The organism is Psychrobacter sp. PSi21 (assembly GCF_054960615.1).
This window is the reverse complement of sequence record NZ_JBHNYR010000018.1, coordinates 17,906-32,148: the sequence shown is the minus strand read 5'-3', so window position 1 is coordinate 32,148 and position 14,243 is coordinate 17,906. Positions and strand designations below refer to the sequence as shown.

At 43.9% G+C, this 14,243-nt stretch carries 14 protein-coding genes and 1 pseudogene; 8 read left to right on the top strand and 7 right to left on the bottom strand.

Annotated elements, in window-relative coordinates; genetic code table 11:
* Positions 1-3 precede the first annotated feature (3 nt).
* The 3 genes from ACFI32_RS12010 (at position 4) to ACFI32_RS12000 (ending at position 3,114) form a co-directional block, all read left to right on the top strand.
* Positions 4-1,212, top strand: a complete 1,209-nt coding sequence (locus tag ACFI32_RS12010; protein ID WP_462626834.1) for an alpha-hydroxy acid oxidase — start codon at positions 4-6, stop codon at positions 1,210-1,212.
* 124 nt (positions 1,213-1,336) lie between these two features.
* Positions 1,337-2,251, top strand: a complete 915-nt coding sequence (locus tag ACFI32_RS12005) for a rhomboid family intramembrane serine protease (RefSeq protein ID WP_462626833.1) — start codon at positions 1,337-1,339, stop codon at positions 2,249-2,251.
* 56 nt (positions 2,252-2,307) lie between these two features.
* Positions 2,308-3,114 carry a MipA/OmpV family protein gene (locus ACFI32_RS12000; RefSeq protein WP_462626832.1) on the top strand — a complete coding sequence of 269 codons (807 nt, stop codon included), beginning with the start codon at positions 2,308-2,310 and terminating at the stop codon, positions 3,112-3,114.
* Positions 3,115-3,290: 176 nt separating this feature from the next.
* Here the strand turns inward: ACFI32_RS12000 and ACFI32_RS11995 are convergent, their stop codons facing one another.
* Positions 3,291-3,800, bottom strand: coding sequence for a winged helix-turn-helix transcriptional regulator (locus ACFI32_RS11995; RefSeq protein WP_462626831.1), 510 nt, complete (start codon positions 3,798-3,800; stop codon positions 3,291-3,293).
* A 177-nt stretch (positions 3,801-3,977) separates the two neighbouring features.
* On the opposite strand from ACFI32_RS11995, the gene ACFI32_RS11990 reads away from it, so the two are divergent.
* The 3 genes from ACFI32_RS11990 (at position 3,978) to ACFI32_RS11980 (ending at position 6,523) form a co-directional block, all read left to right on the top strand.
* Positions 3,978-4,790 (top strand): alpha/beta fold hydrolase, encoded by an 813-nt coding sequence (locus tag ACFI32_RS11990; protein WP_462626830.1) that lies wholly within the window; start codon positions 3,978-3,980, stop codon positions 4,788-4,790.
* A gap of 71 nt (positions 4,791-4,861) precedes the next feature.
* Positions 4,862-5,281, top strand: coding sequence for a hypothetical protein (locus ACFI32_RS11985; RefSeq protein WP_462626829.1), 420 nt, complete (start codon positions 4,862-4,864; stop codon positions 5,279-5,281).
* 174 nt (positions 5,282-5,455) lie between these two features.
* A complete protein-coding gene (locus ACFI32_RS11980; protein ID WP_462626828.1) occupies positions 5,456-6,523 on the top strand; it encodes a hypothetical protein in 1,068 nt (355 codons plus the stop codon).
* 109 nt (positions 6,524-6,632) lie between these two features.
* Here the strand turns inward: ACFI32_RS11980 and ACFI32_RS11975 are convergent, their stop codons facing one another.
* The 5 genes and pseudogenes from ACFI32_RS11975 to fumC all read right to left on the bottom strand — a co-directional run bounded on the left by ACFI32_RS11975 (position 6,633) and on the right by fumC (position 11,587).
* Complete coding sequence (locus ACFI32_RS11975; protein ID WP_462626827.1) at positions 6,633-8,087, bottom strand: lytic murein transglycosylase; 1,455 nt, start codon at positions 8,085-8,087, stop codon at positions 6,633-6,635.
* Positions 8,088-8,160: 73 nt separating this feature from the next.
* Positions 8,161-8,316: pseudogene (locus ACFI32_RS11970) on the bottom strand (transposase); the annotation flags it as partial.
* A gap of 153 nt (positions 8,317-8,469) precedes the next feature.
* Complete coding sequence (locus ACFI32_RS11965) at positions 8,470-8,706, bottom strand: hypothetical protein (RefSeq protein ID WP_462626826.1); 237 nt, start codon at positions 8,704-8,706, stop codon at positions 8,470-8,472.
* A 187-nt stretch (positions 8,707-8,893) separates the two neighbouring features.
* Entirely contained in the window at positions 8,894-9,820 is a 927-nt protein-coding gene (locus tag ACFI32_RS11960) for a DUF1311 domain-containing protein (RefSeq protein WP_462626825.1), read from the bottom strand.
* Positions 9,821-10,183: 363 nt separating this feature from the next.
* The gene (gene fumC, locus ACFI32_RS11955) at positions 10,184-11,587 is read right to left on the bottom strand and encodes a class II fumarate hydratase (RefSeq protein WP_462626824.1); all 1,404 of its coding nucleotides are present in this window, start codon (positions 11,585-11,587) and stop codon (positions 10,184-10,186) included.
* 143 nt (positions 11,588-11,730) lie between these two features.
* Here fumC and ACFI32_RS11950 point away from each other — a divergent pair, with 143 nt between their 5' ends.
* Together ACFI32_RS11950 and ACFI32_RS11945 are read left to right on the top strand one after the other, a co-directional pair.
* Positions 11,731-12,411 (top strand): 5-formyltetrahydrofolate cyclo-ligase, encoded by a 681-nt coding sequence (locus ACFI32_RS11950; RefSeq protein WP_462626823.1) that lies wholly within the window; start codon positions 11,731-11,733, stop codon positions 12,409-12,411.
* Positions 12,411-12,665: a hypothetical protein gene (locus ACFI32_RS11945; protein WP_462626822.1), complete on the top strand. Its 255-nt coding sequence runs from the start codon at positions 12,411-12,413 to the stop codon at positions 12,663-12,665. Before ACFI32_RS11950 ends, ACFI32_RS11945 begins: the two co-directional genes overlap by 1 nt.
* 77 nt (positions 12,666-12,742) lie before the next feature.
* Here the strand turns inward: ACFI32_RS11945 and ACFI32_RS11940 are convergent, their stop codons facing one another.
* Positions 12,743-14,104: a Na+/H+ antiporter family protein gene (locus tag ACFI32_RS11940; RefSeq protein ID WP_462626821.1), complete on the bottom strand. Its 1,362-nt coding sequence runs from the start codon at positions 14,102-14,104 to the stop codon at positions 12,743-12,745.
* Positions 14,105-14,243 lie beyond the last annotated feature (139 nt).

Genomic DNA, 14,243 nt, shown 5'->3' with positions numbered 1-14,243 from the left:
ATCATGAAAGATTTGAGCAAAATTACCGAAATTGAAGACTTAAGACGCGTGGCCGAGCGCAAAGTGCCGCGCATGTTTTATGACTATGTCGACTCAGGGTCGTGGACACAAACCACATACCGCAATAACGAAAGCGACTTTGACCGTATCAAACTACGCCAACGCGTATTGGTCAATATGGAAAACCGCTCGCTTACAACCACCATGCTCGGGACACCCGTACATATGCCAGTGGCGATAGCGCCAACAGGCTTCACAGGGATGATGTGGGCTGATGGAGAAATACAGGCCGCACGCGCTGCCGAAAAGTTTGGCGTGCCGTTTTCACTATCCACCATGAGCATTTGCTCTATCGAAGATGTGGCTGCCCATACCAGCCAGCCGTTTTGGTTCCAACTGTATGTGATGCGCGATCAAGAATTTATGGCCAATCTTATCCGCCGTGCCAAAGCCGCCAACTGCTCAGCGCTGATCTTAACCGCCGACTTACAAGTGCTTGGTCAGCGGCACAAAGACATTAAAAATGGCTTGTCTGCGCCGCCAAAGCCCACCTTAACCAATATTTTAAATCTCATGACCAAACCTGAATGGTGCAAGAACATGCTCGGCACCAAGCGGCGTACCTTTGGCAACATCGTCGGTCATGCCAAAAACGTCGAAGACATCTCATCACTGTCCGCGTGGACCGCAGAGCAGTTTGATCCTGCGCTGAGCTGGGATGATGTGGCACGTATCAAAGACATGTGGGGTGGTAAACTGGTCATCAAAGGCATCATGGAGCCTGAAGACGCCATCATGGCCGCCCGTAGCGGCGCTGATGCGCTGGTCGTATCCAACCATGGTGGGCGACAACTGGACGGTGCGCCCTCTTCGATCGCCGCACTGGCCGATATCGTGCAAGCGGTGCGTAGCGAAAACAGCCAAATCGAGGTATGGCTGGATAGTGGTATTCGTTCGGGTCAAGACGTGCTAAAAGCCAAAGCCATTGGTGCGACTGGTACGATGATTGGCCGCGCGTTTTTGTACGGCCTTGGTGCTTATGGTGAGGATGGTGTGCGCCGTGCGCTGGAGCTGATTTATAAAGAGTGTGACATCAGTATGGCGTTTTGTGGTCATACCAATATTGAGCAGGTCGATACCGATATCTTAGTTAAAGGCACTTATGAGCACCTCAAATCCAGCTTGCCTTATATTGCGCCTATGCGCTGGTAATAGTGTCAGTAATCAGCCGCTGATATGTTAGGGCGTGCAGCTTGTATACGGTTTTACCATTGATGGCACTTTATTATTTGTGTTTTCATTGCAGCTATATTCTGATCATACAAATTATTAAGCCATGACCATCCAGCAATTGCTCAAAACTGCGCCTGTGACCACTTTATTATTGGCGGCCTTTATCGGTCTGTATGCGGTGCAAATTTTCTCAGGCGTTGATGCCAACGAGCCTTCGACCCAAGCACTACTTGACTGGGGTGCCAATGCGCTGCCTTTCACCATGATTGATGAACCGTGGCGACTGATCAGTAGTGCATTTTTGCATATTGGCTTGATGCATTTGTTGTTTAATGGCTTTGCCATGTACTTTTTTGGGCAAATTGCCGAGCCGATGTTTGGCTCAAGCAAGTTTTTGGCGCTATTTTTGTTGTCAGCGGTTGGTGGCAACCTGCTTAATAACTATGTCACATGGCAGGGAATTTTGGATGGGACGGGGCAGCCTGGGCTATCAGCGGGGGCTTCTGGCGGCATCATGGGCATTGGTGCGGCGTTATTGATCGCGGCCATGTTTAAGATATCGGTAAATGGCAGAGTGCTCAATTTCAACAGCTTGATCATCGTTATGGGCATCAATTTGGTCTACGGCTTTGCCGTACCAGATATTGATAATGCGGGTCATATTGGCGGCGCACTAACAGGGCTGGTGCTGGCCTTAGCCTTTGTGGTCAGTCGTCGGCGCCATATGGCAATGCAGGCCAAAGCACATACGGCGGTACTGGCACCCCATCAAACACGTTACCATCGCCGCGCTGACAACACTGGTCGCAATAATTATACTGATATGTCCGCGCCTATCCCTGTACACTCTACGATGAATATGATCAACCCAGTACCAGAGGTAGCAAAACCTGCTTTGATTTGGCAACTGCTCCCGTGGCTGGCGGTGATCGTGGTGGCGATTGGCTTTGTATGGTGGTGGCAAGACATTCACCAGCAAATCTCGCAAGTGCTGGCAGATATCGCCGCGCAGCCATAAACTCTTTTATCCAGACCCGACTGACTTTTTCTTTTATTCGCTGATAAGGCCTGACTATGCTAACACCTTCTTTGACCACCCTGTCCAATCGCCGCGCCTTAGTGACCAGTGTCACCGCTGTGGCCTTGCTCAGCTGCGCAGGTATTGCCAGCGCTGCCCCCTTTCAAAACATTCCTGTTGATCAAGATGCCAGCTTAAGTATCGGTGCAAACGTCATGTATGCCAGCACCGCTTATGATACTGATGACAATGAGGTTAGAGTCTTACCAGGGCTGTTTTATGACAACAATCGCGTCTATGCACGCGGCGCACAAGTGGGTGCATATCTGATTAATGATGGTAAGAGTCAGCTGTCTGTCTACGCGCAACCAACGGGCAGCCACTTTGACCCTGACGATGCCAATGACGCCCTGGACGGCTTGGATGAGCGCAAAATCTCAGCCGCCGCTGGTCTGACCTATCTACGCCGCACCCCTGTTGGTGGCTTTCGCGGCCAGATCGCAACCGACATCCTCGGGCGTAACGATGGCAACATTGGCCGCCTAACCTATTTGGCCAAGTTTACTAAAGACCGCCTGACGGTCTACCCAAGCGTGGGCATCGAATGGCACGATGAAGACTATAACGACTACTATTATGGCGTTAGCAGTGGCGAGTCTACAGACACAGGTGTGGCCGCTTACTCGCCCGATCAGAGCTTTCACCCGTATGTCAGCGTCAGCGCTAACTATGACTTTAATGATCAATGGGCAGGATTTGCCAGCCAAAGCCTAGACTATCTGTCTGATGAAGCCTACGACAGCCCAATGGTCGACTCACGCACCGAAGCGCGCACCACGCTTGGTTTGTTATATAAGTTCTAAGTGAGTTTAGATCTTTGATGTAAAAAAGACCTTACCGCGTGATGTGGTAGGGTCTTTTTTGTTTAATAGCTTTATATTGAATAGCTTCAAATGTAGGGTACGCATTATGAATCTATAAACACATGGTTTTTGAAATTGGTGAGTGAAAGGCGACATTCGCTTCTGGTTTATGACACCTAGCTGTCTTCTTGCGACTGTTGTAACTCATAGTTTTCAAACAGTGATAACATTTGACAATTTGCTCCAGATCCTGGCTTATAAACCACATCACGTGCATCCAAAAATTTTCCTGACTGCGCTTGCACCCCTAGCTGTTGAATCGATATACACTCTTCTTTATCTAATATTTCTATCGGCTCGTGTCCTTCTCCAAAAATCCATTTGTCGCCCCATTGTACTAGGGAGACAACCGTTACAAACAGATCTTTTCCTCTTGGCGTCAGTTTATATAAAAATCGCTCTACTTCTGGACTGGTGGGTTGTTTCCTCAATATTTCGTTTTCGACTAGCATGTCCAAACGATTAGATAATACAGTCTTAGCCACTCCCAATCTTTCCTGAAATTCAGAAAATCGTTGCACACCTAAAAAGGCATCGCGGATAATGAGCAGCGTCCATTTATCACCAATGATATCGACTGTTCTCGCTAAGCTACAATTAAATTCGCTGAATGATGTTCTAGTCATAATGGCCTGATATATATCTGTATAAATATTACTATTATCGCATGCTCTGGCCTTTCACAATCAAAAAAATATTCTTACTTTAATATTTAGTGAATCTTGAAATTAAAATCTTGAAGGTAGCAGATTATTAGTTTAGTATCTTTAAGATACCAAATTACCAAAAGGTTTAACTGTAATATGAATAATGTGAGTTTCACCTTATTAAAAAGCTACATAAATATTTTGGGATATGTGGCGCCTAAGAGAGCTGCTAAAAAGGCACAGGATATCTTTTTTACTCCAAACAGGCATGCGCAAAAGCCATGGGAATTAGCAGCCATGGATACAGCTGAAATATGCATATTAAGTAGCGGTGTTAAGTGCTTAGTTTGGGGTGAAGGTGAACCTATTTTACTCATGCATGGGTGGGAAGGTAGAGCCAGTCAGATGTCTGTCTTTTTACCCTACTTGTCTGACAAATATAAGTTAATTGCTATCAATGCACCAGCTCATGGCGATAGCGAAGAAACCAGAAGTAATCCACAAAAATTTATCAAAGCCATCTTTGATGCCCAAGAACACTTCGGAGCATTGAAAGCGGTCATAGGTCATTCAATGGGCGGCGGTGCAGCCGTGTATGCTGGTATTGAAGGCCTAAATGTTGAGAAAGTAATCTCCATAGCAGGGCCATCTAACTTTAAGGATAATATTGAATCCTTCGCTACTCTTTTTGGTTTACGCGGTAAGGTGCTAGGCAGTTTTATGAAACAAATAGAGCAAGAAGTTCAATTGCCTTACTCTCAAATAAATTTAGTAGCTAGAGTAGATCGCTTAGATAAGCCAATCCTAATTATTCATGACAGAAATGATTTGGAAATACCCTTCACACAAGGGTACAGGTATAAAAGCAAGCTCATCAATGGCGAGTTTTTTGCCACTCAAAATCTTGGCCATAGAAAAATCATGAAGTCTGAGATAGTTTTACAAAAAGTGGCTGATTTTATCGGCTAAAAGCATTCTATACTTAACTGAGACATAAAATGAGGTTTGACGCTAAAATGAGTGATAGGAATGCTTAAAATATGAATATTTATTTGATTTTGGCAGGCATGTTCAGCGCTATTGCCGCCGCGCTTCATGTAGGTTGTATTATGTTTGGCGCTCCTTGGTATCGATTTTTTGGTGCTGGAGAACAAATGGCGCGACTCTCTGAGCGTGGCAGCATTAAACCCACTATTATCACTTCAATAATCACACTTACTCTAGCCGTTTGGGCATTATATGCCTTTTCTGCGGCAGGGTTGATTGGTCAAATCCCATTCATACGCACAGCGCTCATCATGATTATTCTTATCTATTGTAGCCGTGGCATCCTTGGATTTTTCTTTATCAATAACCCTATGGGACGAAGTCCTCAGTTTTGGCTATGGAGTTCGGCTGTGTGTCTAGTGATCGGTGCCATTCATTTGATCGGTCTCCAGCAGCAATGGACAAGTTTATAAATATACGGTCATTTCGTATTATTTGGCTGGTAGGGTGCTGTTTTGCACACTGATAGGGCAAATGATTTATGATTCAATTATACCTAAGCTGGAACATGAAAGATGCAGCAACTACCTTTATATCGTGACGATAACACCCTATGGCAACAGCTCGCCTACTCGCCGTCAACGCTTATGTCTGCTGATGGTTACGATGTCAGTTATGATAGGCAGGGAAAAGCGCGTTATGCCCTGTTGATTGAGCTTCAATATGACTTACAGGCGCAGGATGAAGCCTTGGTCAGATATTTATTCACACAAGAGATTTTTAAGTATCAGAAAGCCTCTATGGGAGGCGTGAGTGACGAGCTTCTTCTCAATGCTTATTTACTCGCTAGCTTTAAGAATCCAGACGATATCCTGCTTTTTTATAATGCCAAACATTCAAGTTTTGATGCCAGCTTTGTCATCGATAACGAGTTTATGTTTTATGCGCTAGAGAATAAAACAGAGATGTTTGTCAAAGACAACTTTCCAGAGATCTATGATGACTTGCAAGGAGTTTATGATCTGTGTAATTACGATGGCGCATTAGAAGCGTGGTGGGCGCACCTATCAAATGACTATCCTAAACAAAAGACTGATGAGGACTTATATACGCTATACCAGCGCCATGTCTACTTAGAGAATTACAAGCTCGCTAAAAACTATCTTGAAGCATGGAATGAGGCAACCCCTGATTCGGTCAATAAAAAGAGTGCCTTAAAATATGCCTATATCGAGCTAAAGGAATACCTATCAGTCATTGCATTGCTAAAAGAAGAGCTGGCAGCCAGTGACTCGCATTGGGATAACGTCAGCTGCTATAGCAATTTGTTGAAATTTTATACCAAAACAGAGCAATCAGAAAATGCCTTAAGAACCATTAACTGTATTGATAAGGAATTAGAACAATTTAGCGACTGGAAGAATGTGGGTCTAGGTCGTATGACGATTGAGCAGATTTTTGAATTTAGCTTGCTGACTGACCGCACAGAGTATGGTATTAAATCCTTTAATATTGCATACCAACGATTGGGCGAAATGAAATGTGATCTTCCTTACGCTGGTCTTGAAATTGCTATAAAAGCTGCCGAAAAGTATGCGTTAGCGTTAGAATCGAACGAATTAGAAAAACGATTGATGGCTGAAAAAGGTATAATTGAGACAAACTTTGTTTCAAACAGTTGGTTCAAATCTTTATTAAGCATTGTATTTAGATGACTCTAGGGCGTGTTTCTAATTCAAACGTTTATCACCATTTTCCAAATGAAAACACGCCCTAGTAATGAATATAACTAATAAATTTTCAACAAATAGATATTCATTGAAACTAACGTCTATTTCTATTCGTCAGCGCTACTATTAATAACAGGAACAAGCTTATCATGATAGCTATGAAAACTTTAATATCAAAGAACCAAGGCATTTTAAACTCAGTTATACTTTTACTTGCGCTGTAGGAGTTGCCAGTTTTGGATAGTGTTTTATTAGTATTTTCTGTTACACTTTGAGGGGTATCATTGTGTGCTTGTACTGGAACAACATCAAGATGATTAGTACTTTTCAATAAGTGCTGATAAATTTTCTTACCCGCCTTACCATCAGTTTTTAGCTCGTTATCTTCCTGATAGTCTTGGATAGCACTACGTGTGCTATCTCCGATAATTCCATCAACTTTACCAACATTGTAACCCAGTAGATTTAACGCTTCTTGCACCTCTTTAGACTCTTTTCGGCTTAATCCTGGATCATCAGTTGGCCAAGGTGTCATAAAATTGACGTTAATATTCTTTTCTTCTATAAGTCTGGAAAGATGGGCAATAGCTAAAGCATAGTTTTCCGAGGCATTATAAGCATAAAAAGCATCAAAATTACGACCTACCAGAAAAGCAGGACCTTGTTTGCCTGATGGTAAGAATAGCCCTGCCTTGTTTAGCGAGTCTGGTAGAGATGTACCATCTGTCATGGTAACGCCTAAATTTCTCCAATGTGAAATAGATCGTTTATTTTTACGGTCGCTAGATAAATTGATATTCGGTGGTAAAAGTACTTCGTAACCCCACAGCTCATTAGGCTGATACCCGCTATTTTTTAAAAAGTTAGCTGTAGAAGCTAGAGCATCTGCTTGACTGTTCACCAAATCTTTTCGCCCGTCAGCATCATTATCTTGTGCTAATTGTAAAAAGGTAGAAGGCATAAATTGTGTTTGTCCAAAAGCGCCTGCCCATGAGCCTTTAAAATCAATAGGTGAAATATCACCTTGTTTAAGAATCTTTAGAGCGCTAATATATTCACCACGAAAATAGCTTTGACGCCGTCCAAAGCATGACAGCGTCGCTAATGAAGTTATAACATCTTTTTTGCCAAGAGTAGTACCAAAATCTGATTCTACGCCCCAAACACCTAAGACATGATAACGGTTGACACCATACTGCAATTCAATACGTTTTAAGATATCAGCGTATTGTTCACTAGCTTTTATACCATCGATCACCCTTTGTTCATCGACAAGACTAGCTAGATAATCCCATGGCTCTTTTGAGAATTCAGGTTGATAATTTAGCGCTTCCAGAACGCTTGGATCACTATTTGCAGGACGGTATTTATTAAAGACATTTTTAACATTTGAAAAAGATGCAGAATGACCTAGGTTATCCAAACATATCTTAAAATCCTCGTTATTAGTAATAGAGGTTTCGCTTTGTGCTGCCTGGCTAATATTTATTGTTGATAGCACACTAAACGATAAAAATGTATAGATAGGTAATAGATGAAACGAAGGCATAAAAGCACGCTCAGTAAGTGGTAATCTGACCATATATTAACAGAAAGTAAGACGTATTTATTAGGGCGTATCCCTAATTCAGTTTGCAATGAATCATAGTGCAAGCCAAATACAGCATAGACTTATAATTTCGAGCCAGTTTTTTGGGGCGAGTTGTAATACTACGAAAGTTCTTTAGCCTTGCAAACGTGTTTTCGACCAAGTGCCGTAGCTTGTATAAGTAGTAATCAAACGCGAAATCTAGTTGTTTAGCGGCCTGCGCCAGCATTTCTATAATGTCATCTATCGCTTGGTTGTCGTGGACATCACCCTCAGTGATTTTAAAATCAATCGGGTTTCCATGCGAATAGACGGCGAGATGTATCTTGGTGGTAGTGCCACCTCAAGCTTTTTCAATAGCTCGAAGCTCTTCTCGTCTTTCGCCGCTTGAATGCTGATAACAGCGGATATAGCTTCCATCTGCGAATACCCATTTTTCATCAATACTTGCTCGTAAGTCAAAAAAACTGCTGCCACAAATCCTTCTTTGATAACCTATTGAAACGATTATAGGCAGTTTTCTAAGAATATAACTCACTCGGTGTGTCACGCCATGGCGTACCAGTATGAAAGTTTCCATAGTATGGCTTCCATGACTTGCCTATCATTCTTCCAAGTGTGACAGCCGTGCGCCTTCATGGTGCTTGGGAGTTATTCCCATGCATTATCTGTGAGCACTATTCTTGCCATATTCTATAGAACCATGTTGTCAACAGTCTCTATATTTTAAAGATTTTAAATTTACTTTTTCAGATTAAGAACACGTCCTAGTAGCTATCAAAATAATTTTTGACCTCGTAATAACGTTCACCTAGCATTTTGGTAATACATTCCATTCTGACAATTTCTTGCCGAACAGCTTCAGCACTTTTTGCCTCATCTATACAAGACTCATTACGATACTTAACCCATTGTTTTTGATTGTCTGTCAATGACTCTTGAGCTGAGGTAGAAGCTGATTTCCATAATGTATTGAACTCGTTTCGTTTATAGTCCATTTCAGCTTTGACAGCAGCTTGCTCTGCAGCTATGCTAGCTAATGCGCTCTGGGCTGCAATAGCTGCAGATTCTTCAGCCTTTTCAGCATCAATAGCGGCTTGAGCTATTGATTTATTTTGTAAGGCTTTCTGCTTTTTTACGTTACTTTTCTGATTGGCATCAATAACGATATTAGCTAAAAAATTAGACAAATCACCTCCATTCTGCATTTCTACAAAAACAAATTTGCCATCGTCTGTCGGTTGTACTGAATATTCTGCCGTATAAGTCAAGGCATTAGCATCCAAGTCTATGTCTTGCTGATAAGCATCTTCTTCGATATCTAATTCGCTGTAATATTCTCGAGTAAAATTGGCATTTTCTATCATATCTACAGGAATAGTGACTTTCAAAGTTCCCATACAGAAATTTTTAGTACTTTGAGGATCTTCTTTTGTAGTACGTATCTGTGAAAGGCTTGTGGTCAATTGGTTGATACTAGCGCGTATATTTGATCCTGATGTCCTAGTTTCGAAATCTCGACTATAATCCTTAGCATCTGAATCAATCGATTTCTGTAGAGCCTCCTCTAACAAAACTATAGCATCCGAATCACCGCAATCAATCTTATTACTACCCATGTTTGAGATTTTGCTACAACCTGCAACTGCTAAAATAGTACTTATTAGAACTACTTTCGAAATATTTACGCGCATAAATTATTCCTAATCTAACGATTATTTAAAGACAAAATCTTGATACACTAAAATTACATACAAACAATAGTATAGTAACAAAAAACACATATTGATGGAATACGTTACCTCCCTAATTAGCATTCAATTTCAATCCACAGTGATGCGAAAAAGCATCTATAACACTAACTTCAATAAAATTTGTAGTAATTAGAGTCATATAAAGTATTTAAAAAAGTTAAGGGCCTTATCGTATTAAACGACAAAGCCCTTTTAGAAATCGAAATACTAACTTTGAAATTTGAATAGTGCGGTTACTTAATACAGGTTCTAACACTCGCAAACTAAACTTGCTTGACAATACCAATCAAACTCTTTAACAACTTACTTAGGATGTACCATATCAGCAGGCGTCACCCACTCATCAAACTGCGCTTCAGTTAATAGCTCTAGCTCAACCGCCACTTGCTTCAAGGTTTTGTTTTCTTTATACGCTGTCTTAGCGATTTTTGCCGCATTTTCATAACCGACATGACGGTTTAATGCCGTGACTAGCATCAATGAGTTGTGCAAGAAGTCATCGATTTTTTCTTTTACTGGCTCGATACCCACCGCACAGTTCTCATTAAAGCTGTTGCACGCATCGCCAAGCAGCTTGATAGACTGCAATAAGTTAAAGGCGATTACTGGCTTATAGACGTTTAGCTCAAAGTTACCTGACGCGCCAGCCATACTGATAGTGGTGTCGTTACCCATAACCTGAGCGACCACCATGGTCATTGCTTCTGACTGCGTTGGGTTGACTTTGCCCGGCATGATAGAAGAGCCTGGCTCATTTTCAGGAATCGTCAATTCGCCAAGACCACAGCGAGGACCTGATGCCAACCAACGAACGTCGTTCGCGATTTTGTTTAAGCTAGCGGCGAGCGTTTTGAGTGCGCCTGACGCAAATACTTCGGCATCACGAGCAGCTAGCGCTTCAAACTTGTTTGGTGACGTGACGAATGGCAAGCCAGTCAACGTTGATAATTGCTCAGCTGATTTTACCGCATAGTCAGGATGGGCGTTTAGACCGGTACCGACCGCAGTACCGCCTAGTGGCAACTCATATAGACCTTGTAGCGCATTGTCGATACGAGTCAATGCATGGTCAAGTTGGCTCACATAGCCGCTAAACTCTTGGCCTAGGGTCAATGGCGTCGCGTCTTGCAAATGCGTACGACCGATTTTCACAATGCTATCGAATTCCTTGGCTTTTTTGTCCAAGGTATCGCGTAGTGCTTGTACTGCTGGGATCAATAAGCTGTTGATCTGACGCGCAGCCGCCACACGAATCGCCGTTGGGAAGCTGTCGTTGGTAGACTGAGCATGGTTGACATGGTCATTTGGGTGAATTGGCGTGTAGCTGCCACGCTCAGAACCAGCGATTTCGTTAGCACGGTTAGCAAGCACTTCATTCATGTTCATGTTTGACTGGGTGCCAGAACCTGTCTGCCATACAACGAGTGGGAACTGATCGACCAGACCACCGTTGATGATTTCATCAGCGGCTTGTACGATGAGGTCACGCTTATCGCCTTCGATACGCTCTAGGCTCGCGTTGGTAATCGCAGCGGCTTTTTTGACCAGTGCCATCGCTTCAATCATTGGACGCGGCAATGTTTCGCCACCGATTTTGAAGTTCTCACGGCTACGCTGAGTTTGCGCGCCCCAATAAGCATCAGCTGGGACTTCTACGTTGCCCATGGTGTCTTTTTCGGTACGAGTTGCCTGATTCTGTGTCGACATGTCTGTCCTCTTTTGTTATTTATCCGTGATAATGGAGACAACGCACGTTGCCCCTACTAGAGAATATAAGGTATATAGGATGTAAAGCGCCATTATGATAGCATGACTTATCACAAATTTCTCACCGTCTGCGAGGGTAACTGATGTCCGAATATTTAAGTGCGCCGCAGGAGCGTGGCATTACTGATGCCGAACGTTGTGGCCCATCAAGTGCAATGACAACCTCCAAACTTGCCAATCCACCCAGACGCCACTTTACCCGCCAGCGTCGTCAGTTGAGTGAAAGCGCCCGTAGAAACTTGGCGCAAGCAGCGAGCTTACATTTGAGCAAACTACAGCAGCGTTTGCCAGTAAAGGCACGTATTGGCTTATATTACGATGGTTTTGGTGAATTACCTACTCAGCCACTGCTGGATTGGTGTAAACGCTTAGGCTATTTTCCTTATTTACCTGTCGTTGGTTCGCTCGGCAGTGATGATAAACGATTGCGCTTTGTGCCTGTTTATCATTCAAAACTGGTCAACCTCCCTACCCGCATTCATCAGCTTGGCATGAAACAAAATCATAGCCGCGCCTTGCTATGGGCAACAGAGTTGGATGTGATTATTTGTCCGTTAGTCGCAGTCGATAAATGTGGCAACCGTATGGGCATGGGTGGCGGCTTTTATGACACAACGCTTGGCAAAAGCTATCGCTCAGGGGCGTCAAGGCCAATTAAAATTGGTTGGTGTTACGATTTTCAGGTGGTTGAGGCGTTACAACGTCAATCGTGGGATGTGCCGTTAGATGCACTCATTACGCCAAATGGCATAAGGTGGTTTTGATGACAAATAATAAACAGTCTAAAAAAGACTCTAGCGCTGCTGATTCCAGTGCAGATAGTGTGGATGCGTATTTGCAAACGTTAGGCAATGAAGACGCTAGAGAGCAACGTTACTACAGCCAAGAGCAGCCGTTTAGCGCTGATGAGATGACACGGCTGGTCAATGAAGAACGCTTAAATGCGCTGCTGGCAGACAGTGATGCGTTTTTGCAAGGACTGAGCAGGGAACTAAAAGATTTTGATGAAGATTATTAAAAAGGCGGACATAGCTACTATTCGTGATAGTTGCCATACCCGCCTTTTATATCAAACCCAACCATTCAACTTATTTACTACAACACCATCGCCGCAATCCAACCAAAGGCCAGTAGTGGGATGTTGTAATGCAAGAAGGTCGGCACCACGCTGTCTTTGATGTGATCGTGTTGACCATCAACATTAAGACCAGACGTTGGCCCCAATGTCGAATCTGATGCAGGCGAACCGGCATCACCCAGCGCGCCAGCCGTACCGATAATCGCCACCGTCGCCAGTGGTGAAAACCCTAAAGAGATACACAGCGGCACATAAATCGCGGCCAAAATAGGAATGGTCGAGAATGACGAGCCGATACCCATGGTCACAATCAGACCAATCAGCAGCATGATAAATGCTGCCATCGCCTTATTACCCGCAAACAATGACGCCGCCCCATCAACGAGTGGCTGAATCTGCTCAGTGGCTTTCATCACCTCCGCAAAGCCCTGCGCGGTAATCATAATAAAGCCAATCATCGCCATGAGCTTGATACCGTCATTAAAGACGCTATCGGCCTCATGCCATTTCACCACGCCTGTCGCCATAAACACGCCAAAGCCAAACATCGAGCCAAGCAATAGCGAGTCAGTATAGAGCTGCACCACAAACGCGGTGACAATCGCGATCAATGCCACAATGGTTTTAGCCTTGCTTTGCGTGCTGGCAGCGGCGGCGGTTTTGCTCAGCGCATCGCTATTTGCTGCCGCATCATGCGCGTCTTTGTCAATGGTCAACTGCTGATAAGTGCGCGGTGCGCGGTAACTAAAGAACACTGCCACGATCAAACCAAGTAGCATACCCACTGCAGGAATCGCCATCGCGTGCGTCACGGAGATATTGGCAATATCAATACCCGCCTCGCCTACGTTTTTTAGCATGATCTGGTTGAGATAAATATCACCAAACCCATACGGAATAAACATATAGGTGGTGACCAGACCGAAGGTGATCAGACAAGCAATCAGGCGTCTATCAATGTGCATACGGTTGAACGCCAGTAGCAACGGCGGCACCAGTAGCGGGATAAAGGCAATATGAATGGGGATGAGGTTTTGGCTAAAGCAGCTCATCAGCACTAGGCCGGCAAACAGCACGTATTTGATCATGCCACTGGTGCCCGCGGCATCAATACGCCGTATCACCCCACCTGCCAACGACTGCGGCAACCCCGAATGCGCAATTGCCACCGCAAACGCTCCCAATAGCGCATATGAGAGCGCAATTTGGGCGCCATTGCGAATGCCTTCTTGAAAGGCGGCCAACGTGTCAGTTAACCCCAACCCTGCCATCAAGCCACCAACCAGCGCCCCAATTAATAAACTCAGTACCACGTGTACCCGTGCCAGTGACAGTCCCAGCATCACTATAACTGCCAGTAGCACCGCATTGATTGCCATTTTATCGCCCCTTGTTGCCTTATATTATCTGTCTGCATGAGGTATCCATCAACTATTGGCTACCTGATTAGATACGACTGGCGCGACTCATTTATCCGTTATTACCTCTTTAAAAGATAGATCTGGATCGCCTTTGCGC